18 protein-coding genes, 1 tRNA gene and 1 pseudogene are annotated in these 23,438 nt (G+C 62.6%); 16 read left to right on the forward strand and 4 right to left on the reverse strand.

Going from position 1 to position 23,438, the window contains the following annotated elements; all coding sequences use genetic code 11:
- The 10 genes from AC3WMR_RS30360 to rpoC form a co-directional block, all read left to right on the forward strand.
- Positions 1 to 77, forward strand: a 77-nt coding sequence (locus AC3WMR_RS30360; protein WP_446649917.1) for an EF-Tu C-terminal domain-related protein, incomplete at its 5' end; no start/stop codon positions are given.
- Positions 78 to 220: 143 nt separating this feature from the next.
- Positions 221 to 296, forward strand: a tRNA-Trp gene (locus AC3WMR_RS30365).
- 64 nt (positions 297 to 360) lie between these two features.
- The gene (gene secE, locus AC3WMR_RS30370; protein ID WP_025141330.1) at positions 361 to 741 is read left to right on the forward strand and encodes a preprotein translocase subunit SecE; all 381 of its coding nucleotides are present in this window, start codon (positions 361 to 363) and stop codon (positions 739 to 741) included.
- 9 nt (positions 742 to 750) lie between these two features.
- On the forward strand, positions 751 to 1,284 hold the full coding sequence (nusG, locus tag AC3WMR_RS30375) for a transcription termination/antitermination protein NusG (RefSeq protein WP_006389586.1): 534 nt from the start codon (positions 751 to 753) through the stop codon (positions 1,282 to 1,284).
- Positions 1,285 to 1,346: 62 nt separating this feature from the next.
- Positions 1,347 to 1,778 carry a 50S ribosomal protein L11 gene (gene rplK, locus AC3WMR_RS30380; protein WP_006227005.1) on the forward strand — a complete coding sequence of 144 codons (432 nt, stop codon included), beginning with the start codon at positions 1,347 to 1,349 and terminating at the stop codon, positions 1,776 to 1,778.
- Positions 1,779 to 1,780: 2 nt separating this feature from the next.
- Entirely contained in the window at positions 1,781 to 2,482 is a 702-nt protein-coding gene (gene rplA / locus AC3WMR_RS30385) for a 50S ribosomal protein L1 (protein WP_025141328.1), read from the forward strand.
- 270 nt (positions 2,483 to 2,752) lie between these two features.
- Positions 2,753 to 3,277 carry a 50S ribosomal protein L10 gene (gene rplJ / locus AC3WMR_RS30390; protein ID WP_025141327.1) on the forward strand — a complete coding sequence of 175 codons (525 nt, stop codon included), beginning with the start codon at positions 2,753 to 2,755 and terminating at the stop codon, positions 3,275 to 3,277.
- An 81-nt stretch (positions 3,278 to 3,358) separates the two neighbouring features.
- Positions 3,359 to 3,739: a 50S ribosomal protein L7/L12 gene (rplL, locus tag AC3WMR_RS30395; protein ID WP_013397031.1), complete on the forward strand. Its 381-nt coding sequence runs from the start codon at positions 3,359 to 3,361 to the stop codon at positions 3,737 to 3,739.
- 162 nt (positions 3,740 to 3,901) lie between these two features.
- Entirely contained in the window at positions 3,902 to 8,014 is a 4,113-nt protein-coding gene (gene rpoB, locus AC3WMR_RS30400; protein ID WP_263913078.1) for a DNA-directed RNA polymerase subunit beta, read from the forward strand.
- Positions 8,014 to 12,258, forward strand: a complete 4,245-nt coding sequence (rpoC, locus tag AC3WMR_RS30405; protein ID WP_492266925.1) for a DNA-directed RNA polymerase subunit beta' — start codon at positions 8,014 to 8,016, stop codon at positions 12,256 to 12,258. Before rpoB ends, rpoC begins: the two co-directional genes overlap by 1 nt.
- A 111-nt stretch (positions 12,259 to 12,369) precedes the next feature.
- On the opposite strand, the gene AC3WMR_RS30410 is transcribed toward rpoC, so the two are convergent.
- Positions 12,370 to 12,765, reverse strand: coding sequence for a TssQ family T6SS-associated lipoprotein (locus tag AC3WMR_RS30410; RefSeq protein WP_492266926.1), 396 nt, complete (start codon positions 12,763 to 12,765; stop codon positions 12,370 to 12,372).
- 156 nt (positions 12,766 to 12,921) lie between these two features.
- Between AC3WMR_RS30410 and AC3WMR_RS30415 the strand changes: the two genes are divergently transcribed.
- Positions 12,922 to 14,325 carry a serine/threonine-protein kinase gene (locus AC3WMR_RS30415; protein ID WP_492266927.1) on the forward strand — a complete coding sequence of 468 codons (1,404 nt, stop codon included), beginning with the start codon at positions 12,922 to 12,924 and terminating at the stop codon, positions 14,323 to 14,325.
- A 36-nt stretch (positions 14,326 to 14,361) separates the two neighbouring features.
- Here AC3WMR_RS30415 and AC3WMR_RS30420 read toward each other — a convergent pair whose 3' ends face one another.
- Genes AC3WMR_RS30420 through AC3WMR_RS30430 form a run of 3 tightly spaced genes read right to left on the reverse strand, consistent with a single transcriptional unit; the run spans position 14,362 to position 18,552 of the window.
- Entirely contained in the window at positions 14,362 to 16,686 is a 2,325-nt protein-coding gene (locus AC3WMR_RS30420) for a CHASE2 domain-containing protein (RefSeq protein WP_492266928.1), read from the reverse strand.
- Positions 16,687 to 16,691: 5 nt separating this feature from the next.
- The gene (locus tag AC3WMR_RS30425; protein ID WP_492266929.1) at positions 16,692 to 17,801 is read right to left on the reverse strand and encodes a FecR domain-containing protein; all 1,110 of its coding nucleotides are present in this window, start codon (positions 17,799 to 17,801) and stop codon (positions 16,692 to 16,694) included.
- Positions 17,802 to 17,835: 34 nt separating this feature from the next.
- Positions 17,836 to 18,552, reverse strand: coding sequence for a response regulator transcription factor (locus tag AC3WMR_RS30430; protein ID WP_492266930.1), 717 nt, complete (start codon positions 18,550 to 18,552; stop codon positions 17,836 to 17,838).
- Positions 18,553 to 18,811: 259 nt separating this feature from the next.
- Between AC3WMR_RS30430 and AC3WMR_RS30435 the strand changes: the two genes are divergently transcribed.
- The 5 genes and pseudogenes from AC3WMR_RS30435 to AC3WMR_RS30455 all read left to right on the forward strand — a co-directional run.
- The gene (locus AC3WMR_RS30435) at positions 18,812 to 19,513 is read left to right on the forward strand and encodes a response regulator transcription factor (RefSeq protein ID WP_492266931.1); all 702 of its coding nucleotides are present in this window, start codon (positions 18,812 to 18,814) and stop codon (positions 19,511 to 19,513) included.
- A 635-nt stretch (positions 19,514 to 20,148) separates the two neighbouring features.
- On the forward strand, positions 20,149 to 20,526 hold the full coding sequence (gene rpsL / locus AC3WMR_RS30440; protein WP_005017264.1) for a 30S ribosomal protein S12: 378 nt from the start codon (positions 20,149 to 20,151) through the stop codon (positions 20,524 to 20,526).
- A 166-nt stretch (positions 20,527 to 20,692) separates the two neighbouring features.
- Complete coding sequence (gene rpsG / locus AC3WMR_RS30445) at positions 20,693 to 21,163, forward strand: 30S ribosomal protein S7 (RefSeq protein WP_006216561.1); 471 nt, start codon at positions 20,693 to 20,695, stop codon at positions 21,161 to 21,163.
- An 18-nt stretch (positions 21,164 to 21,181) separates the two neighbouring features.
- Positions 21,182 to 23,284: an elongation factor G gene (gene fusA, locus AC3WMR_RS30450; RefSeq protein WP_025141318.1), complete on the forward strand. Its 2,103-nt coding sequence runs from the start codon at positions 21,182 to 21,184 to the stop codon at positions 23,282 to 23,284.
- Positions 23,285 to 23,362: 78 nt separating this feature from the next.
- Positions 23,363 to 23,438: pseudogene (locus tag AC3WMR_RS30455) on the forward strand (GTP-binding protein); the annotation flags it as partial.

The following is a 23,438-nucleotide window of genomic DNA, read 5'->3' on the forward strand; positions in this document are numbered from 1 at the left end:
AAGAAGGTCTGCGTTTCGCCATCCGTGAAGGCGGTCGTACCGTCGGCGCCGGCGTCGTCGCCAAGATCCTGAAGTAAGCAATACCCGGATGGGTAGAGTGGGCTCTCAAGCCCCTCTATCCATCTTTGCTGTAAAAGTAGTATTATGTATGGTTCCGCAAGCCGTCACGCAGACGGTTTGGGCGGAAAGTGGTTGAAATGTAGTGCACGTGTAGTGTTTTAGGGGCATAGCTCAATTGGCAGAGCGTCGGTCTCCAAAACCGAAGGTTGTAGGTTCGATTCCTACTGCCCCTGCCACCGCCAGGATAAACCCGCGGGAGATCATCGCGAGTTACGCATTCACGGCGGCTCGCGTCGCAATATGTCTAATACCAGCGTAGAAACCGTAACCAGTACCGCCGACCGGGTGAAGCTCGGGCTGGCGGTTCTTGTCGTTATTGCTGGCATCGTCGGGTTTTCCGTGCTTAGCGCGCAACCGATGCCTGCACGTGTCGGCGTGTTCGTCGGCGGCCTCGTGATCGCAGCTGCGATCGCCTGGTTCAGCGAACCCGGCCGCCGCACCCTGAGCTTCGCCAGCGAGTCCTACAACGAAGTCAAGCGTGTCTCGTGGCCCACCCGCAAGGAAACGACCCAGATGACGGGCATCGTTTTCGCGTTCGTGGCGATCATGGGCATTTTCATGTGGGTGCTCGACAAGGGCATCGAATGGATTCTCTACGGCCTGCTGTTGGGCTGGAAATAAGGACGGCGAATGAGTAAGCGTTGGTATGTCGTCCATGTGTACTCCGGCATGGAAAAAAGCGTACACAAGGCCCTGAACGAGCGCATCGAGCGCGCGGGCCTGCAAACGTCTTTTGGCCGCATTCTTGTGCCCTCCGAGGAAGTCGTCGAGGTCAAGGGTGGCCAGAAGTCGATCACCGAGCGCCGCATTTTCCCCGGTTACGTCCTGGTTGAAATGGACCTGACCGACGAAACGTGGCACTTGGTCAAGAACACCAACCGAGTCACCGGCTTTTTGGGCGGCTCGGGCAATCGTCCGACCCCGATTTCCGAAAAGGAAGTCGAAAAGATCCTCTCCCAGATGGAAGAGGGTGTCGAGAAACCCCGCCCCAAGATCCTGTTCGAAGTGGGCGAGATGGTTCGGGTCAAGGAAGGTCCGTTTGCGGACTTCAACGGCAACGTCGAAGAAGTCAACTACGAAAAGAGCAAGGTTCGCGTGTCGGTCACGATTTTCGGTCGTGCCACGCCCGTCGAACTCGATTTCAGCCAGGTCGAAAAGACCTGATTTCAAACCCCGGGGAGCCCTGGCCTTTGCGCTAGGGCGATATAACCCGCAAGGAGCAAAGCATGGCGAAGAAGATCGTCGGCTTTATCAAGCTGCAAGTACCGGCTGGTAAGGCTAACCCCTCCCCCCCGATTGGCCCGGCCCTGGGTCAGCGTGGCCTGAACATCATGGAATTCTGCAAGGCGTTCAACGCCAAGACCCAAGGCATGGAGCCTGGTCTGCCGATTCCGGTGGTGATCACCGCTTTCGCCGACAAGAGCTTCACCTTCATCATGAAGACCCCGCCCGCGACGGTCCTCATCAAGAAGGCTGCCGGTGTGCAAAAGGGTTCGGCCAAGCCGCATACCGACAAGGTCGGCACGCTGACCCGCGCCCAGGCTGAAGAAATCGCCAAGGCCAAGGGTCCCGATCTGACCGCCGCTGATCTGGACGCCGCCGTCCGCACGATCGCTGGCAGCGCCCGCAGCATGGGCATCACGGTTGAGGGGATCTAATCATGGCAAAACTGTCCAAGCGCGCCGCCGCCATTGCACAAAAGATCGACCGCACCAAGCTGTACCCGGTCGCCGAAGCCCTGACCCTGGTCAAGGAAACCGCTGTCGCCAAGTTCAATGAATCCATTGACGTGGCCGTGCAGCTCGGCATCGACCCGAAGAAGTCGGACCAACTGGTCCGCGGTTCGGTCGTGCTGCCCGCCGGTACCGGCAAGTCGGTCCGCGTGGCCGTGTTCGCCCAAGGCGACAAGGCTGAAGCCGCCAAGGCCGCCGGCGCCGACATCGTCGGTCTGGACGACCTGGCTGACGCGATCAAGGCCGGTCAAATGGACTTCGACGTCGTCATCGCCTCGCCCGACACGATGCGTGTCGTGGGTGCCCTGGGCCAGATCCTGGGTCCCCGTGGCCTGATGCCGAACCCGAAGGTCGGCACCGTGACGCCCGACGTCGCCACCGCTGTCAAGAACGCCAAGGCCGGTCAGGTTCAGTACCGTACCGACAAGGCCGGCATCATCCACGCAACGATCGGCCGTGCGTCGTTCGGCGTGGAACAGCTGCAAACCAACCTGGCCGCTCTGGTCGACGCCCTGCAAAAGGCTCGTCCCGCAGCGTCCAAGGGCATTTACCTGCGCAAGCTGGCCGTTTCGTCCACGATGGGCGGCGGTGCGCGCGTGGAAATTGCCTCGCTGTCGGCTTCCAACTAAGCCAACAGCAGTAAACGTACTTTGGGCTGCATCCGGATTCCTCCGGATGTTGCTGTCAAAGACCGCTGGAGCAGGGCAGTGCGAAGGTTCTCCTTCCACTTGAAGCAGTTCCCCCGCTGCCCCGCTTAATCCCGAAGCTCGCATAGTTCGGATCCAGCGTAGACGGCGTCCCCAGGAAGATTTCTTTACCCGAAGAACTCGACCAGGCGCCGCATTCGGTTGACGCGCAAGGCTCAGGCCCCAAGCGTCTTTTGATGGAGTGTTCAAACCGTGAGTCTCAATCGTCAAGAGAAAGCGGTGGTAATCGAGGAAGTCTCGGCCGAAGTGGCCAAGGCGCAATCGATTGTTATCGCCGAGTACCGTGGTCTGGACGTCGCCTCTGTCACCGTACTGCGCAAAACTGCGCGTGAATCGGGCGTGTATCTGCGTGTTCTGAAGAACTCGCTGGCCCGTCGTGCTGTTGCCGGCACGGCTTTCGAGCCGTTGGCTGAGCAACTGACCGGTCCGCTGATCTATGGCATCAGCACTGATCCGGTTTCGGCGGCCAAGGTCCTCGCAGGTTTCGCGAAAAGCAACGACAAGCTGGTCATCAAGGCGGGCGCTTTGCCCAACAGCCTGCTGAACCAAGAAGGTGTGAAGGCCCTGGCCACCATGCCCTCGCGCGAAGAGTTGCTGTCGAAACTGCTGGGCACCATGCAAGCCCCCATCGCGCAATTCGTGCGTACGCTCAACGAAGTTCCGACCAAGTTCGCCCGTGGCCTCGCCGCCGTGCGCGACCAGAAGGCAGCGGCTTAATCGCCCGCCTTCACGGAATTCGCTGAACGACCGAGCGACACCCAAACCCTGGCATTACCAAAATTTTTGGAGTTCTGAAAAATGGCACTTAACAAAGCTGAAATCCTTGACGCCATCGCTGGCATGACCGTGCTCGAGCTGTCCGAGCTGATCAAGGAAATGGAAGAGAAGTTCGGCGTGTCGGCTGCTGCCGCCGCTGTCGCTGTCGCTGCTCCCGCCGCTGGTGGCGCTGCCGCCGCTGCTGAAGAGCAAACCGAGTTCACCGTCGTTCTGACCGAAGCTGGCGCCAACAAGGTTAGCGTCATCAAGGCCGTGCGCGAGCTGACCGGTCTGGGTCTGAAGGAAGCCAAGGACCTGGTCGACGGCGCTCCGAAGCCCGTCAAGGAAGCTGTGGCCAAGGCTGACGCCGAAGCCGCCAAGAAGAAGCTGGAAGAAGCTGGCGCCAAGGTCGAAGTCAAGTAAGACCTGCGTCAATTTGCCCGGGGACAGCGCAGTTTGCAGTCCCCGGGCTTTTGCGTTTCCAGGAAACCCCTGCTGGGGACATGCCCTTTCAGAGGGGTTTCCTGGAGTCGTATCACCTGGGGCCGTGGTTGACGGCCCATGCAACCTCGAGTCGGAGTGCTCATGCCTTACTCGTACACCGAAAAAAAGCGCATCCGCAAAAGCTTCGCCAAGCGTGAAGACGTTCAAAACGTTCCCTTCCTGTTGGCGACACAGCTTCAATCCTACCTAACTTTCCTGCAGGCGGATACCGCCCCGTCCGATCGCGTAGCCGACGGTTTGCAGGCGGCGTTTTCGTCGATTTTCCCGATCGTTAGTCACAACGGTATGGCGCGCTTGGAGTTCGTGAGCTATGTGCTCGGCGAACCGGTGTTCGATGTCAAGGAATGTCAGCAACGTGGCTTGACCTATGCCTCGCCCCTGCGAGCCAAGGTCCGCCTGGTGCTGCTTGACCGCGAAGTCAGCAAGCCCACCGTCAAGGAAGTGAAGGAACAGGAAGTCTACATGGGCGAAATTCCGCTCATGACCGGCACCGGTTCGTTCGTCATCAATGGCACCGAGCGTGTCATCGTGTCCCAGCTGCACCGCTCGCCGGGCGTGTTCTTCGAACACGACCGCGGCAAGACGCACAGCTCGGGCAAGCTCCTGTTCTCGGCCCGCGTGATTCCTTACCGCGGCTCGTGGCTGGACTTCGAATTCGACCCCAAGGACGTCCTGTTCTTCCGTGTCGACCGTCGTCGCAAGATGCCTGTCACGATCCTGTGCAAGGCCATCGGCATGACGCCGGAATCCATCCTGGCCAACTTCTTCGATTTCGACAACTTCGAGTTGAAGAGCGAAGGCGCCATGATGGAATTCGTGGCCGAACGCTGGAAGGGCGAAATGGCCCGTTTCGACATCGCGGACCGCTCGGGCAAGGTGATTGTCGAAAAAGACAAGCGCATCAACGCCAAGCATCTGCGTGACCTGGCTGCCGGTGGCATCCAGCGCATCTCCGTGCCGGAAGACTTCCTGTACGGCCGCGTGCTGGCCAAGAACATCGTTGACGCGGACACCGGCGAAGTCATCGCCAACGCCAACGACGAGATCACGGAAAGCGTGCTGGGCGCCCTGCGCGCCGCCAACGTGCACGACATCCAGACGCTCTACACGAACGACCTGGACCGCGGCCCGTACATCTCGCAAACGCTGCGCACCGATGAAACCGCCGACCAGATGGCCGCGCGCGTTGCCATCTACCGCATGATGCGTCCTGGCGAACCGCCCACCGAAGAAGCCGTGGAAGCGCTGTTCCAGCGCCTGTTCTACAGCGAAGAAACGTACGATCTGTCGCGTGTCGGTCGCATGAAGGTCAACAGCCGTCTGGGTCGTGGTGAAGACATCACCGGCCCGATGACGCTGACCAACGAAGACATCCTTGAAACCATCAAGGTGCTCGTCGAGCTGCGTAACGGCCGTGGCCAGATCGATGACATCGATCACTTGGGCAACCGCCGCGTGCGTTGCGTGGGCGAACTTGCCGAAAACCAGTTCCGCGCCGGCCTCGTGCGTGTCGAACGCGCCGTCAAGGAACGTCTGGGCCAGGCCGAGACCGAAAACCTGATGCCGCACGACCTGATCAACTCCAAGCCGATCTCGGCTGCCATCAAGGAGTTCTTCGGTTCGAGCCAGCTGTCGCAGTTCATGGACCAGACCAACCCGCTGTCGGAAATCACGCACAAGCGTCGTGTTTCCGCACTGGGCCCGGGCGGTCTGACCCGCGAGCGCGCCGGCTTCGAAGTCCGCGACGTGCACCCGACCCACTACGGCCGCGTGTGCCCGATCGAAACGCCGGAAGGCCCGAACATCGGCCTGATCAACTCCATGGCGCTGTACGCTCGCCTGAACGAGTACGGCTTCCTGGAAACGCCTTACCGCAAGATCATCGACGGTCGCGTCAGCGAGCAGATCGATTACCTGTCGGCCATCGAAGAAAGCCACTACGTCATTGCGCAGGCTAACGCCGCACTCGACGAAGAAGGCAAGTTCGTGGACGACCTGGTCGCTTGCCGTGAAGCCGGCGAAACGATGCTGACCGCTCCGGCCAACGTGCACTATATGGACGTTGCCCCGTCGCAGATCGTGTCGGTTGCTGCCTCGCTGATTCCGTTCCTGGAGCACGACGACGCGAACCGCGCACTGATGGGCGCCAACATGCAACGCCAGGCCGTGCCTTGCCTGCGTCCGGAAAAGCCGGTCGTGGGTACGGGTATCGAGCGCACCGTGGCCGTTGACTCGGGCACCACCGTGCAAGCGCTGCGTGGCGGCCTGGTCGACCACGTCGACGCCGAACGCGTGGTTATCCGCGTGAACGACGAAGAAAACGTCGCCGGCGAAGTCGGTGTCGATATCTACAACCTGATCAAGTACACGCGTTCCAACCAGAACACGAACATCAACCAGCGTCCTATCGTCAAGCGTGGCGACAAGGTCGCCAAGGGTGACGTGCTGGCCGACGGCGCATCGACCGACCTGGGCGAACTCGCCCTGGGTCAGAACATGCTGATCGCGTTCATGCCCTGGAACGGCTACAACTTCGAAGACTCGATCCTGATCTCCGAAAAGGTTGTTGCCGACGATCGCTACACCTCGGTGCACATCGAGGAACTGACGGTCGTGGCTCGCGACACCAAGCTCGGCCCTGAGGAAATCACGCGCGACATCAGCAACCTGGCTGAGACGCAACTGAACCGCCTGGACGATTCGGGCATCACGTACATCGGCGCCGAAGTCAGCGCCGACGACGTGCTGGTCGGCAAGGTCACGCCCAAGGGCGAAACCCAGCTGACGCCGGAAGAAAAGCTGCTGCGCGCCATCTTCGGTGAAAAGGCGTCCGACGTTAAGGACACCTCGCTGCGCGTGCCTTCGGGCATGACCGGCACCGTGATCGACGTGCAAGTGTTCACGCGTGAAGGCATCGTGCGCGACAAGCGCGCCCAGTCCATCATCGACGATGAACTGCGCCGCTATCGCCAAGACCTGAACGACCAGCTGCGCATCGTTGAAAACGACCAGTTCGACCGTATCGAAAAGATGCTGGTCAACAAGACCGTCAACGGCGGCCCGCGCAAGCTGGCCAAGGGCGCCACGATCACCAAGGCTTACCTGGCTGATCTGGACCGCTGGCAGTGGTTCGACATCCGTCTGGCCGACGAGCCGCATGCCGTGGTGCTGGAACAGGCCAAGGAATCGCTCGAGCAGAAGCGTCACCAGTTCGATCTGGCCTTCGAAGAGAAGCGCAAGAAGCTGACGCAAGGCGACGAGCTGCCCCCGGGCGTGCTGAAGATGATCAAGGTCTACCTGGCCGTGAAGCGTCGTCTGCAGCCTGGCGACAAGATGGCAGGCCGTCACGGCAACAAGGGTGTGGTCTCGCGCATCACCCCGGTGGAAGACATGCCGCACATGGCTGACGGCACGCCGGCCGACATCGTTCTGAACCCGCTGGGCGTGCCCTCGCGGATGAACGTCGGCCAGGTGCTGGAAGTGCACTTGGGCTGGGCTGCCAAGGGCGTGGGCCACCGCATTGCCGATCTGCTGCGCGACGAGCGCACTGCGCAGGTCAAGAACGTCCGCGCCTACCTGGACAAGGTCTACAACACGACCGGTACGGGTGCACGCATCGACGAGCTGACCGACGAAGAAGTCATGGAAATGGCCCAGAACCTCAAGAACGGCGTGCCGTTCGCGACGCCCGTCTTCGACGGCGCGACCGAAGAGGAAATCACCACGATGCTGGAGCTGGCCTATCCGGACGACGTCGCCAAGCGCATGGCACTGACGCCTTCGCGTACGCAAGCGTGGCTGTACGACGGCCGCACCGGCGAAAAGTTCGAGCGTCCCGTCACCGTCGGCTACATGCACTACCTGAAGCTGCACCACTTGGTCGACGACAAGATGCACGCGCGTTCGACCGGTCCGTACTCGCTCGTTACCCAGCAGCCGCTGGGCGGCAAGGCGCAGTTCGGCGGCCAGCGTTTCGGGGAAATGGAAGTGTGGGCGCTGGAAGCATACGGCGCCGCCTACACCCTGCAGGAAATGCTGACGGTGAAGTCCGACGACATCACCGGCCGTACCAAGGTATACGAAAACATCGTCAAGGGCGACCACGTCATCGACGCCGGCATGCCGGAATCGTTCAACGTGCTGGTCAAGGAAATCCGCTCGTTGGCCCTGGACATGGATTTGGAGCGTAACTAATGAAAGCGCTACTCGACCTCTTTAAGCAAGTCTCGCAAGACGAGCAATTCGATGCCATCAAGATCGGCATCGCCTCGCCCGAGAAGATCCGTTCGTGGTCTTACGGCGAAGTTCGCAAGCCCGAGACCATCAACTACCGCACGTTCAAGCCTGAGCGCGACGGCCTGTTCTGCTCCAAGATCTTTGGCCCGATCAAAGACTACGAGTGCTTGTGCGGCAAGTACAAGCGCCTGAAGCATCGTGGCGTGATCTGCGAAAAGTGCGGCGTCGAAGTTACCGTTGCCAAGGTTCGCCGTGAACGCATGGGCCACATCGAGCTGGCCAGCCCCGTCGCGCACATCTGGTTCCTGAAGAGCCTGCCGTCGCGTCTGGGCATGGTGCTCGACATGACCCTGCGCGACATCGAACGCGTCCTGTACTTCGAAGCCTGGTGCGTGATCGAACCTGGCATGACGCCGCTCAAGCGCGGCCAGATCATGTCGGATGACGATTTCCTCGCCAAGACCGAAGAATACGGCGACGACTTCCGTGCTCTGATGGGCGCCGAAGCCGTGCGCGAACTGCTGCGTACCATCGACATCGACCGCGAAGTGGAAACGCTGCGCGGCGAACTGAAGGCCACCAGCTCGGAAGCCAAGATCAAGAAGATTTCCAAGCGCCTGAAGGTGCTGGAAGGCTTCCAGAAGTCGGGCATCAAGGCCGAGTGGATGGTCATGGAAGTGCTGCCCGTGCTGCCGCCGGACCTGCGTCCGCTGGTGCCGCTGGACGGCGGCCGCTTCGCGACCTCCGACCTGAACGACCTGTACCGCCGCGTCATCAACCGCAACAACCGCTTGAAGCGCCTGCTGGAGCTCAAGGCGCCGGAAATCATCCTGCGCAACGAAAAGCGGATGCTGCAGGAAGCCGTCGACTCGCTGCTGGACAACGGTCGTCGCGGCAAGGCCATGACCGGCGCCAACAAGCGCCAGCTCAAGTCCCTGGCCGACATGATCAAGGGCAAGAGCGGTCGTTTCCGTCAGAACCTGCTGGGCAAGCGCGTCGACTACTCGGGCCGCTCGGTCATCGTGGTGGGTCCGCAGCTCAAGCTGCACCAGTGCGGCCTGCCCAAGCTGATGGCCCTGGAACTGTTCAAGCCGTTCATCTTCAATCGACTGGAGATGATGGGCCTGGCCACGACCATCAAGGCTGCCAAGAAGCTGGTGGAAAGCCAGGAACCGGTGGTCTGGGACATCCTGGAAGAAGTCATCCGCGAACACCCGGTCATGCTGAACCGTGCGCCCACGCTGCACCGTTTGGGCATCCAGGCGTTCGAACCGGTCCTGATCGAAGGCAAGGCCATCCAGCTGCACCCGCTGGTTTGCGCGGCGTTCAACGCCGACTTCGACGGTGACCAGATGGCCGTCCACGTGCCGCTGTCGCTGGAAGCCCAGCTCGAAGCGCGCACGCTGATGCTGGCCTCGAACAACGTGCTGTTCCCGGCTAACGGCGAACCGTCGATCGTGCCGTCCCAGGATATCGTGCTGGGTCTGTACTACACGACGCGCGAGCGCATCAACGGCAAGGGCGAAGGCATTTTCTTCACCGACGTCGCTGAAGTGCAGCGTGCCTACGACAACGGCGAAGTCGAACTGCAAACCCGCATCACCGTGCGTCTGAAAGAGCACGAGCGCGACGAAGCAGGCGAATGGCAACCGGTCATCCGCCGTCACGAAACGACGGTCGGCCGCGCGCTGCTGTCCGAGATCCTGCCCAAGGGCCTGCCCTTCACCGTCTTGAACAAGGCGCTGAAGAAGAAGGAAATCTCGCGCCTGATCAACCAGTCGTTCCGCCGTTGCGGCCTGCGCGACACGGTGATCTTCGCTGACAAGCTGATGCAGTCGGGCTTCCGCCTGGCCACGCGCGGCGGTATCTCCATCGCCATGGGCGACATGCTGATCCCGTCCGCCAAGGAAGGCATCCTGGCCGAAGCCAGCCGCGAAGTGAAGGAAATCGACAAGCAGTACTCGTCGGGTCTGGTCACGTCCCAGGAACGCTACAACAACGTGGTGGACATCTGGGGCAAGGCTGGCGACAAGGTCGGCAAGGCGATGATGGAACAGCTGGCCACCGAGCCCGTGATCAACCGTCACGGCGAAGAAGTGCGCCAGGAATCGTTCAACTCCATCTACATGATGGCTGACTCGGGCGCCCGCGGTTCGGCCGCCCAGATCCGCCAGCTGGCCGGTATGCGCGGCCTGATGGCCAAGCCGGACGGTTCCATTATCGAAACGCCCATTACCGCCAACTTCCGTGAAGGCCTGAACGTACTCCAGTACTTCATCTCCACTCACGGTGCGCGTAAGGGTCTGGCCGATACGGCACTGAAGACCGCAAACTCGGGCTACCTGACCCGTCGTCTGGTCGACGTGACGCAAGACTTGGTGATCACCGAGGACGATTGCGGTACGTCGCAGGGCTACAACATGAAGGCCCTGGTGGAAGGCGGCGAAGTCATCGAGCCGCTGCGTGACCGTATCCTCGGCCGCGTGGCTGCCGTGGACATCGTCAACCCGGACACGCAGGAAACGGCCATCACCGCCGGCACCCTGCTGGACGAAGACATGGTCGACATGATCGACCGCATCGGCGTGGACGAAGTCAAGGTCCGCACCCCGCTGACGTGCGAAACGCGTCACGGTCTGTGCGCGCACTGCTACGGCCGCGACCTCGGCCGCGGCTCGCCGGTCAACCAGGGCGAAGCGGTGGGCGTTATCGCCGCCCAGTCCATCGGTGAACCGGGCACGCAGCTCACGATGCGTACGTTCCACATCGGTGGCGCGGCATCGCGTTCGGCTCTGGCCAGCGCGGTGGAAACCAAGTCCAGCGGCGTGGTCGGCTTTGCCAGCACGATGCGCTACGTCACCAACGCCAAGGGCGAACGCGTTGCGATTTCGCGCTCGGGCGAACTGGCGATTTTCGACGACAACGGCCGCGAACGCGAACGCCACAAGATCCCGTACGGCGCGACCGTGCTGGTGGGCGATGGCGAAGCCGTCAAGGCCGGCGCTCGCCTGGCTACGTGGGACCCGCTTACCCGTCCGATCGTGTCGGAATACGGTGGCGCCGTGCGCTTCGAGAACATCGAAGAAGGCGTGACCGTTGCCAAGCAGGTGGACGAAGTCACCGGCCTGTCGACGCTCGTCGTCATCACGCCCAAGACCCGTGGCGGCAAGATCGTCATGCGTCCGCAGATCAAGCTGGCCAACGAGAACGGCGATGACGTCAAGATCGCCGGCACCGATCACTCGGTGAACATCTCGTTCCCGGTGGGCGCGCTGATTACCGTGCGCGACGGCCAGCAGGTTGCCGTGGGTGAAGTTCTGGCGCGTATTCCGCAAGAATCGCAAAAGACCCGCGACATTACCGGCGGTCTGCCGCGTGTGGCCGAACTGTTCGAAGCCCGTTCGCCGAAGGATGCCGGCATGCTCGCCGACGTCACCGGTACGGTTTCGTTCGGCAAGGACACCAAGGGCAAGCAGCGTCTGGTCATCACCGACCTGGAAGGCGTGAGCCACGAGTTCCTGATTCCGAAGGAAAAGCAGGTTCTGGTGCACGACGGCCAGGTGGTGAACAAGGGCGAAATGATCGTGGACGGCCCGGCCGATCCCCACGACATCCTGCGCCTGCAAGGCATCGAGAAGCTGGCGACGTACATCGTCGACGAAGTGCAGGACGTTTACCGTCTGCAGGGCGTGAAGATCAACGACAAGCACATCGAAGTGATTGTTCGTCAGATGCTGCGCCGTGTGAACATCGTCGATGCGGGCGATACCGAGTTCATCCCGGGCGAGCAGGTCGAGCGCTCCGAGCTGTTGAACGAGAACGACCGCGTCAACGCTGAAGACAAGCGTCCGGCTTCGTACGACAACGTGCTGCTGGGTATCACGAAGGCCTCGCTGTCGACCGACTCGTTCATCTCGGCTGCTTCGTTCCAGGAAACCACGCGTGTCCTGACCGAAGCCGCCATCATGGGCAAGCGCGACGACCTGCGTGGCCTGAAGGAAAACGTCATCGTCGGCCGCCTGATTCCGGCGGGTACCGGCCTGGCGTACCACCACGCCCGTCGCGACAAGGAAGCACTGGAGGCGGCGGAACGCGAAGCCGCTCGCCAGCTGGCCAACCCGTTCGAAGACTCGCCGGTCACGGTGGGCTCGGACGCCGATGCCCCGTCGCTCGACGTGGGCAGCGACGACGCCGCCGAGTAATCGAGGCGTCCGGAACATCCCCCGCGCCGTCCTGGCGGGGGAGGCCAGAAGCAAAAAGGCCGCTGATGCGAATCAGCGGCCTTTTTTTCGCCCGAATGGGGTGTTTTCGTCTTACTTGGCCGCCTGGCCTTTGGCGCGTTGGAACGCGGGACCCCAGGCGGGGTGGCCGGCTTCGTTGGCCGCCAGCTCGAAATTCGGGTCCAGCTGCAGGATCCGGGCGAAGCTGTCTTCGCAAAGCTGGGGATAACGGCTGACGCAGTAGCTGAAGGCCTGGAGTTTGTAGGCTTCGATGCGCACGGCCTTGCTGGACGCGGCCAGTTCGTCGGACTTGGCCACCCGCCGGATGACCTCGCCATAGTGGCCGGCGCTGTACTGGTCGCGGACGTCCTGCAACTGTTGCAACGCTTCGGGCGTGGGCGGCTTTTCAGGGGCGGTCGAAGGCAGGCCGGCGCAGCCTGCCAAGAGAGCCGATAATCCAATCATGGTGCCGAAGAGGCGAATTTTCATAGGCGTTCAACGAATCAAGGGAATTTGGCGATACGCTATCGTGCCACAGCCTGATGCGCTCGGACATTTTCGGCAATGTCCTTGCGTAACGGATTGGATAATATCCGCTTATCAGCCCTGAACCCATCTTGCGACTGTCTCCGCAGTATTTTGAATATGTCTTCATCCGTCGGCCTGCATACGCCGCGTAGCCCGTTTTCCGGGGCTGCGCCGCTCGCCTTGCGCCCTTTGAGTGCTATCGCCGCCAGCGCGGCGGGGGGCGTGCCGGAATCGCGCATCAAGCGTTTGCTGTCGGATTTGCTGCCGTCGCTGATGGGCCTGCACGCGCAGGGTGAAATATGCGGCGACATTTCCGTGGATACCGTGGGCATGGACGAAGGCGCCCGAGCGCACTTGCTGCCCGAACTGGCTATGCCGCGGTCGCGCCGCGCCGGCGTCACGCCGGCACCGGGATTTGCGCCGTTCGAGCTCTACACCGATTCGGCCGAGTGGCCGCGCGGCCCCTGGACCGACGTCTACGCACTGTGTGCGGTCATGCACGCCCTGGTCATCGGCCAGCGGCCGCCGCCGGCGCCCGAACGCCGGGCCACCGACAGCTACGAACCGCTGGCATCGTTGGGCCTGGCCAAGTACACCCCGGCCTTTCTGGCCGTGATCGACCAAGGCTTGGCGATGCTGCCCGCAGACCGGCCGCAGACCCTGGCCGAACTGGCTGCCATGCTGGACATCTCGGCCTACGCCGAAACGTCTCCGGCGGCCAACGAGGCCACGGTGGCCGAAGTGGCCGCAGCACCGGCTGCACCTGTGTTGGCGACGGCCAGCAAGCCGCGCGGCGCCGGACGGCCGTTGCTGGCGTTGCTATTGCTGGTGGCGCTGATGGGCGGGGGGATCTACGCCTGGGTCCATACCGGCATGGGCTCGACCAATTCCCTGATCACCCGTTCCGAGGTGGTGCAGCCCAATCCGCCTGCCGTCCAGCCCGCGCCGGCGCCGGGCGGGTCAACGTTGTCGCCGGAACTGCCGGTGGCGGCTTATCGCGGGGCCGAATCAGGCACGGCCAATCCGGGCACGCCGGGTCCTGATCCCTTTGCCCCGGCATCGACGACGCCTGGAGCGGCGACCCCAGGCACGGTAGCCCCGAGCGCCGCACCTGGCCCCTCTGCATCAGCACCTGCTGCGACCGGACCGGCTGGCGCTTCGCCCGCGGCACCCGGTCCGATCGGCGCGGCACCCGAGAACATGCCTTCCGCGCCGACCCCCGCAGACCCGGGACAGGGCGGGGCGGCTCCTGCGCACGAGTTGGCACCGCCGGCTGCCACGGCCCAGGACGAGACGCCCAAGCCTAAACCCGTGCCGGTCCAGGTGCGCCTGGATATCCGCCCTTGGGGCGAGGTCTGGATCAACGGCATCGCGCGCGGCATCAGTCCGCCGGTGAAGGAAGTGCGGCTGATTCCGGGCAAGTACCAGGTGGTGCTGCGCAATGCCGACCTGCCGCCTTATCGAGCGACGCTCGAGGTCAAGGCGGGGAAACCGACGGTCATCTCGCACGTTTTCCAGTAGCGCGACAGCCGGCCTGTGGTGCCGCCGTGCCCGCTGCTAGTCGGGCCGGGCTTCGTCGGGCGCCATCGGCAACTGCAGTGTGAAGACCGAACCCGTGCCCAGTTCGCTGGTCACTTCGACCTCGCCGCCGTGGCGCTGCGCCACCGTACGCACGAACGCCAGTCCCAGTCCGGCCCCGCCCACATCTGCCTTGGTATCGACGCCTACCCGTGCGAACGGTTCGAACAGCCGCGCCAGGTCCTGTGGCGCAATGCCTTGTCCGCGATCACGCACCGACGCACGCCAGTAGCCAGGCGCGGCATCGATGCCGCACTCGATGCGGGTCTGCGCAGGGCTGTACTTGATGGCGTTGTCGATCAGATTGCACAGCGCCCGCATCAGCAGAGTCTGGTCGCCTCGCACATACGCCGCCGGTAGCGGCGTGCGCACGACCAGTTCGATGCCTCGTTTGTGCGCCGACGCCCAGAACTCATCCACACCGTCCTGCAAGAGACTGCCCAGGTCCAGTTCGACCGCGTTGATGGCCATCGACTCCGCCCGCGTGAGATGCACGAAATCGTCGACCAGATGCAGCGTGCGGTTGGCCAGCGCCGCGATGCGCGTCAAGGTGTCGTCCTTGCCGGGCGCCGCGCCGACTTCCTGCGTCATCTCGACCAGCGCCAGGATCGAGCTTTGCGGTGCACGCATGTCGTGCGAGATGAAGCGCAGGGTTTCTTCGCGCTGGCGTTCGGCGTGACGAATGCCGGAGATGTCGGTCAGCGTGGCGACCGTACCGGCGAAGTTGCCTTCGGCGGTATGGATCGGCGCACATTTCAGGATCAGGTCGCGGCCGGCGCGATCGCGTACTTCCAGGTCTGCGCTCCAGGGGGATTGGTCTGACGCCGGGCCCTGGCCGCTCAGCACTTGGGCGACGCGTTGACGTGTCGAGTCGTCGCTGATGGTCTTCTCAAGCAGGTGCGTGGCAGGATGGCCGACGCGCGGGGGGCGCATGCCCAGCCGCTGGAAGTACATGACCGCGGCCTGGTTACGAAATTGCATGCGGCCTTCTTGATCGAACACCAGTGTTGCGTCGGGCATGCCATCCAGGCCGTCGGCCAGGAATCGACGCAGGTTGCGCACACGCGCCAGGGCACGTCGCAATTCTCCGACGCGGCTTTCGAGCGACGCGGTTGGGCCGTTGAATTGCGCCCGTGCTTCGTTCAGGACGGGTGGGTACTCGCGTTGCAGCCGGCGCAACTCGTTGTCCATATAGCGCAAGGCGGCCTCCTGGCTGCGCCAGCTCCACAGGGGATAGCAAAGCGCTACACCCACCAAGGCGGCTGTCGGCGCAAACCACAGGTAGCTATGGCCCAGCAGCAGCAGGCTGGCAATCAGCACGACGATCAGCAAGGCGATGTTGACCAGCAACGCCTGGTTGGGCGACAGCCGCCACAGCGCAAGGCAGGCAAGCAGCACGGGCAGGGCGGAAAACAGCGCATTGAGCCAGGGGGCGGGCGGCTGAAAAGCGATGTCGTCGTTGGCCGCTTGCAAGAGGTTGGCGATGATCTCCACGCCAGGCATGCCGCTGACCTCGTGCGAGACCGGCGTCGTATAGGCATCGCCCAGGCCGGTCGCCCACGCGCCTACCAGCACGTATTTGCCACGCAGCTGCTCTGGGGGGACATCGCCGCGCAACACGGAAAGATAGGACACCGCCCGCGTATGCGCGGCGGGGCCTGCGTAGGGGATCAGAATGCTGCCGTCTGGCCGCGCGCGCCGCAGCAGGTTCTCGCTCAGCGCCGCCTGCCCGCCGACATCCAGCATGCTCAGGGCGAAGTGGCGCCAGTGTTCACCGGCAAAGCCGACGGTCAGCACCGCTGATCGCAACACGCCGTCGGCATCCATGCTGGCGTTGATGAAGCCGCTGCCGGCCGCAGCCTGCGCCAGGATGGGAATGGGCGTGCTGATGGAAGACGGGTAGACCAAACGATCCAGCACCACGGGCAGCACGGTGTGGCCGTTGCGCCGGATGCTGTCGGCCAGGATCGCGTCGTCGCCAGGGTGGACGGTGTCGGGTTCGGCAAAGATCAGGTCCAACCCGACCGCACGTGCGCCTTGCAGGCGATCCAGCAATGCCGCGTGAACGGCGCGGCGCCACGGCCAGCGACCCAGCGCTTCGATGCTGGTGTCATCGATCGCCACGATGACGATATCCGGCGACATGTCGCGGCCGGTCAGCGCGACGGCGCGATCATAGAGAATCTGGTCGACCCGGCCCAGGCCGTTGAACGAACCCAACAACGCCGCCAACAGCGCCAGCACCACCGTCAACCACAGCCCTGATCGCGAGGTCTGGTCGATGGGGTCGGTGGCGTCCGCCATTGGGGCTAGTACTCGGTCAACGTGACGAATCCGCCGCTACCGGTGGCGACGCCCAGGCCGCTACTGGTCATGAGCAGGTTGACGCCCGTGAAGGTGGCCGTGGCATCCGCGCCGCCCAGGCCCAGTTCGTCGATAGCGCGTACCGACACGTAGAACGTGCCGGGGCCGGGAGCGCTGAAACGGATATCGGGATTGGTGAACTGCCTGGACGATACCGGCTGCGTGCCGTCGGCATCGCGCGACACGCGCACCAGGTAGCCCTGCGCACCCGGCACGGGGGCGAACGCGCTGGTCCAGGCGCCGCCGCCGGCTCGAACCGGCTCACCGAGTTGCGGCGCGGCCAACAGCGGCCGCACGCCAGACACCTGGCCGTTCGCACCGATGGCCGCGCCAAAGCCCTTGGCCACCGCGACGGGCCGTGCCGGCGCCTCGCCCGGCGCATGCGGTTGCAGCCGCACGCTGCCCTCCAGGACTTCGCTATGCACGCCCTGGCTGCTGCTTTGCACGCGGAACCGCGTACCGCGCACGCCGGTGACGGCGACGGGTGTGCGGACTTCGAAGCGGCCCACGCCTTGCCCGGTCGGCGCGACGGTGGATTCGACACTGCCGCGTTCGACGTGGATGACGGAATCCGTCAGGTCGGTGCCTTCGAATTGGCGCAGGCGGGTCAGTTCCACGGCGCCATCGGCCGGCAGCGTCAGCTTGGAGCCATCGGCCAGTTCCAGCGTGACGAAGCCGTTGGGCGCCGTGACGACCTTGCTGCCTTCGGCCACGTTGGCGCCAGGCTTGAGCGCCTGGCCATTCAGGTTGGCTTGGCCGCTGACGTGCACGACACGCGCGTCGGCTGGCCGCTCGGGAATCATCGACAGCGGTATGCGAAGCTCCAGGCCGATGGGCAGGCGCTCCGGCGTGGTGACGCTGTTCAGCGCCTGCAACGGACTCCAGTTGGCCTGGTTGCGCGTGTAGGTCGATGCGATGTTGATCAGCGTGTCGCCTTGGCGCACGCGGTAGATGAAGTTTTCTCCCAGCGCGCCGGCGGGTTGGCTATGCGAGGAAGTGGCGAGCAGCAGGCCGGAAAGCAGGGCAAGCAAAGAAAGCGCGCGGCAGCGGCTCATGACTTTCAAATCTCCAGGTAATACCCGCCAGGCGCTAGGGCGCGGGGGGCGGACTGTCTTCGGACGGACCGATCAATTCCAGCCGGTAGCCGAGCGCATACGACGAGCTCAGGCGCACGCCATGTTCCGGACGCAGTTGCAGCTTTTGCCGGATATTGGACAGGTGCGTGTCCAGCGTGCGGGAGGTCGCGGGGATCTCACGGTTCCAGACGCACTCGGCCAACACGTCGCGCGACATGAGGCGGCCCAGATTGCGAAAGAACAGCAGCGCGAGTTCGAATTCCTTGGGCGCCAGCGCAACCGGCGAACCATTGAGCGAAATCGTGCGGGGGGCGGGTTCGATGCGGTAGTTCGCGACATCGAACGTCTCGTTGGCAGGTTCGGCGATCTGGCTGCGGCGCAGCAGGGCGGCGACACGCGCCAGCAATTCCAGCGGTCGCAGCGGCTTGACGATGTAATCGTCAGCGCCGGCGCGCAGGCCTTCGACCAGGTCGTCTTCGCTGGACCGGTTGGTCAGGAAGATGACCGGCACGCGCGGGCCGATGTTGGCACGCAGCCAGCGCACCACATCATCGCCGTCGATGTCGGGCAGGTGCCAGTCCAGCAGCACCAGGTCGAACGTCTCGTTGCGCAACGCGGCAAGCAGGTCGCGGCTTTGTTGGTAGCTGGTGCAGGTATACCCGGCGGCAGTCAGGACTTGCTGGATGCGTTTTGCCTGGTCCAGGTCGTCTTCCAGCGACGCGATTTTCATCAGACGTGGTCTCGCGAAGGTTGGCTGCGCAAGCGCGCCCTGTGGCGCCCTACTGCAAGAAGGGAAAGGAATTGTGTAATGGAATGATAACTCGCGTCGCGTCACTCTTGGCTACGTTGTGCCAAGAACTGTCAAACATTGCAAAGTTAACGAATCTTGACTGGAGTTGTTGCACAACAACGGGCCAAACTGTCCTTACCGTCCAGTCAACCGGCGCGGTCTGCCGGGAACTGGGGGGACGAAGGGATGGAAAGAACATATGAATCAATTGCGCGTACTGATGATGTCGCCGGACGAGGCTGCACGTAACACCGCTGTGTCCGCACTGCTTCAAGCTGGGATTTCGGCCCGTGGCTGCTCGACTTCCCTGGAACTGTTTGGCCTGCTCAGCAATGGCACCTACGACGCCGTCGTGCTGAACGTGGGCACGCTTGGCGAAGTCGGCTATGCCCTGGTGGCCCGCCTGCACGGGTCTTCATCGCTGGGTATCGTGGTGATGGGCAGCAATCTGTCCCTGGATACCCGCCTGCGTTGCCTGCAGAGTGGCGCCGACGCCTGCCTGCCGCCGCCGCAAGATCCCCGAGAACTTGCCTGCATCCTGCTGGCCCTGGCCCGCCGCCTGCCGGCCGGCCAGGACAACACGACGGTGGAAGAACCCGTGATGGGCCAATGGGAGCTGCGCGATCAGGGCTGGACGCTGGCGGCGCCATCGGGCGCCACGATCTCGCTGTCTGCCAATGAACGCCTGATCGTGCGGTCTCTGCTGGAAGTGGCGGGCCGGGCTGTCGGCCGTAACGAGCTCGGCGATGAACTGCGGGTGGAAGGCGGGGGCGCACGTTCCAGCGGCTCGCGCAGCATCGACGTGATCGTCAGCCGCCTGCGCCGCAAGGCGGAATTGGCGGGTGTGATGTTGCCGATCCGCACGGTCTACGGCAGCGGTTACCTGTTCGCCGACCAATAACCGCCCGCGCTGCCTGGCGCAGGGGTACACTGCCCATCGGACTACCGGTTCCATGCGATCCGGCCCAACGTTCGCGCGCCTGTCGCGGCCAATTCGGCCCGCTGGCCACGTGCGGCGGCACCGTTGCCCAGGGCATCGCCTTCTGCCGCGATAATTTGGCCCCATTTTTGTCGACCTGGGTCCGACCTGCGCCTAACACGCTGTCTTTTGCCGGCAACGCGCTTGCGCGTGGCGCTTACAAAAGATTTTGACAGTGCGCCCTGATCTAAGCTATGCTAAAGGGCTTACTGCTTTATTCGCGCGCAAAGTTTGATACCACCGACTGGCGTATCAAGGCGCCAGGAAGACAGGTCCGGCCAATCCCGAGCAATGCCTTGCCATGCATCACCTGCATGGCACAGCTGAACTTGGCGGCCCAAGGCCAAAGGGGTGCGTCACGAGCCCCCGTCAACCGACGCTGCCATTTGACGGTCTCAGGTTTGTGCGTTTGTCATGGTTTGTTGGCAAGCCCGCTCTTTTACGTATACGAACGTTTGAGGCGGTTTTGCGCGAACTGCCTTCTCCGAAAGTTCTTTGCTTGAGGAGACGAGTACGTAAGTACTTACCAGTGGTACGTAAAAGGGATTTCAAAGGTCATGCCTACCATTAGCCAACTCGTGCGCAAGCCGCGCGAAGTCAGCATCATCAAAAGCAAGAGCCCCGCGCTCGAAAACTGCCCGCAACGCCGCGGCGTGTGCACTCGCGTGTACACCACCACCCCCAAGAAGCCGAACTCCGCTCTGCGCAAGGTTGCCAAAGTGCGTCTGACCAACGGTTACGAAGTCATTTCGTACATCGGCGGTGAAGGCCACAACCTGCAAGAGCACTCGGTGGTTCTGGTGCGTGGCGGTCGTGTGAAGGACTTGCCCGGTGTGCGTTATCACATCGTGCGCGGTTCCCTCGACCTGCAAGGCGTCAAGGATCGTAAGCAAGCCCGCTCGAAGTACGGCGCCAAGCGCCCGAAGAAGGCTTAATAACGAGTCAGCAGTGCCCCCGCGTGGCGGCCATCCGCCATCAGGGAAGTGCAACCGCGCCGTCCGGAGTATGGGAAGGTGCGCGGCACGTAAGGGGTCGTCCTATTGGGCGGCCATGGCCGTGTAATGAAACACGGTTCAACTGAACAGACACAAGGAAGCAACAATGCCCCGTCGTCGCGAAGTACCCAAGCGCGAGATCCTGCCCGATCCCAAGTTCGGCAGCGTCGAGCTCGCCAAGTTCATGAACGTCGTCATGCTGGACGGCAAGAAGGCCGTCGCCGAGCGCATCGTTTACGGTGCCCTCGAGCAAGTGCAAACCAAGACCGGCAAAGAGCCGATCGAAGTTTTCAGCCTGGCGATCAACAACATCAAGCCGATCGTCGAAGTGAAGAGCCGCCGCGTTGGCGGTGCCAACTACCAAGTGCCGGTTGAAGTGCGCCCTGTGCGCCGCCTGGCCCTGGCTATGCGTTGGCTCCGTGAAGCCGCCAAGAAGCGTGGCGAGAAGTCGATGGATCTGCGTCTTGCTGGCGAACTGATCGACGCCTCCGAAGGTCGTGGCGCCGCAATGAAGAAGCGCGAAGACACGCACAAGATGGCAGAGGCCAACAAGGCCTTCAGCCATTTCCGCTGGTAATTTAAGGACTAATCCACCATGGCCCGCAAAACCCCGATCGAGCGCTATCGCAACATTGGTATCTCTGCGCACATCGATGCAGGGAAAACCACCACGACCGAACGTATCCTGTTCTACACCGGCGTCAATCACAAGATTGGCGAAGTGCATGATGGCGCAGCCACCATGGACTGGATGGAACAAGAGCAAGAGCGTGGCATCACCATTACGTCGGCAGCTACGACGGCGTTTTGGCGTGGCATGGCCGGCAACTACCCCGAGCACCGCATCAACATCATCGACACCCCGGGCCACGTGGACTTCACCATCGAGGTGGAGCGTTCCATGCGCGTCCTGGACGGTGCCTGCATGGTCTACTGCGCGGTGGGCGGTGTTCAGCCCCAGTCCGAAACCGTGTGGCGTCAAGCCAACAAGTACGGCGTGCCGCGTCTGGCATTCGTCAACAAGATGGACCGCACCGGCGCGAACTTCTTCAAGGTCTATGACCAGCTGAAGACGCGTCTGCGCGCGAACCCCGTGCCCATCGTGATCCCCATCGGCGCCGAAGACACGTTCCAAGGCGTGGTCGATCTGGTCAAGATGAAGGCCATCATCTGGGACGAAGCCAGCCAAGGCACCAAGTTCGACTACAAGGACATTCCGGCCGAGCTGGAAGGCGTCGCGAACGAATGGCGTGAAAAGCTGGTTGAAGCCGCCGCTGAGTCGTCGGAAGAGCTGATGAACAAGTACCTGGAAACGGGTTCCTTGGACGAAGCCGAAATCAACCTGGCCATCCGTCAACGCACCATCGCTGGTGAAATCCAGCCGATGCTGTGCGGCACCGCCTTCAAGAACAAGGGCGTGCAGCGCATGCTGGACGCGGTCATCGACTACCTGCCTTCGCCCGTGGACATTCCCCCGGTCGACGGCATGGACGACGACGGCAATCCCGTGCAGCGTAACGCTGACGACGGCGAGAAGTTCTCGGCCCTGGCATTCAAGCTGATGAGCGATCCGTTCGTGGGTCAGCTGACCTTCGTGCGCGTTTACTCGGGCGTGCTGAAGTCGGGCGATACGGTCTACAACCCCATCAAGGGCAAGAAGGAACGTATCGGCCGCATTCTGCAGATGCACGCGAACAACCGCGAAGAAATCAAGGAAGTGTTGGCAGGCGACATCGCCGCCGTGGTGGGTCTGAAAGACGTGACCACCGGCGAAACGCTGTGCGACATCGACTCCCACATCCTGCTCGAACGCATGGTGTTCCCGGAGCCCGTGATTTCGCAGGCTGTTGAACCCAAGTCGAAGGCTGACCAGGAAAAGATGGGTCTGGCGCTGTCGCGTCTGGCTCAGGAAGATCCGTCGTTCCGCGTGCGCAGCGACGAAGAATCCGGCCAAACCATCATTTCCGGCATGGGCGAGCTGCACCTGGAAATTCTGGTCGACCGCATGAAGCGCGAATTTGGCGTGGAAGCGAACGTCGGCAAGCCCCAGGTGGCCTACCGTGAAACCATCCGCAAGACCTGCGACGAAGTTGAAGGCAAGTTCGTCAAGCAGTCGGGCGGTCGTGGTCAGTACGGTCACGTGGTTCTGAAGGTCGAGCCGTTGGCTCCTGGCGGTGGCTACGAATTCGTGGACGCCATCAAGGGCGGTGTGGTTCCTCGCGAATACATCCCCGCGGTGGACAAGGGCATCCAGGAAACGCTGCCTTCGGGCGTGCTGGCTGGCTACCCGATCGTCGACGTCAAGGTCACGCTGTTCTTCGGTTCGTACCACGATGTGGACTCGAACGAAAACGCGTTCAAGATGGCCGGCTCCATGGCATTCAAGGAAGGTCTGCGCAAGGCCAGCCCCGTGCTGCTGGAACCGATGATGGCCGTTGAAGTCGAAACGCCTGAAGACTACGCTGGCACCGTGATGGGCGATCTGTCCTCGCGTCGCGGCATGGTTCAGGGCATGGACGACATGGTTGGCGGCGGCAAGACCATCAAGGCCGAAGTTCCGCTGGCCGAGATGTTCGGTTACGCCACGAACCTGCGTTCGCTGACGCAAGGTCGTGCCACGTACACGATGGAATTCAAGCATTACTCCGAGGCCCCCAAGAACGTCGCTGACGAAGTCATCGCCGCTCGGGCCAAGTAAATAACCCTTGTCGGGGCTGCCCATCCGGGCGGTCCTGGCAGAAATCCAAGTTTCCTTGAAAGTTAAAGGATAGAGATCATGGCAAAAGGCAAGTTTGAACGTACCAAGCCGCACGTGAACGTGGGTACGATTGGTCACGTTGACCACGGCAAAA

Source organism: Achromobacter sp. FW305-C-28, assembly GCF_058783235.1.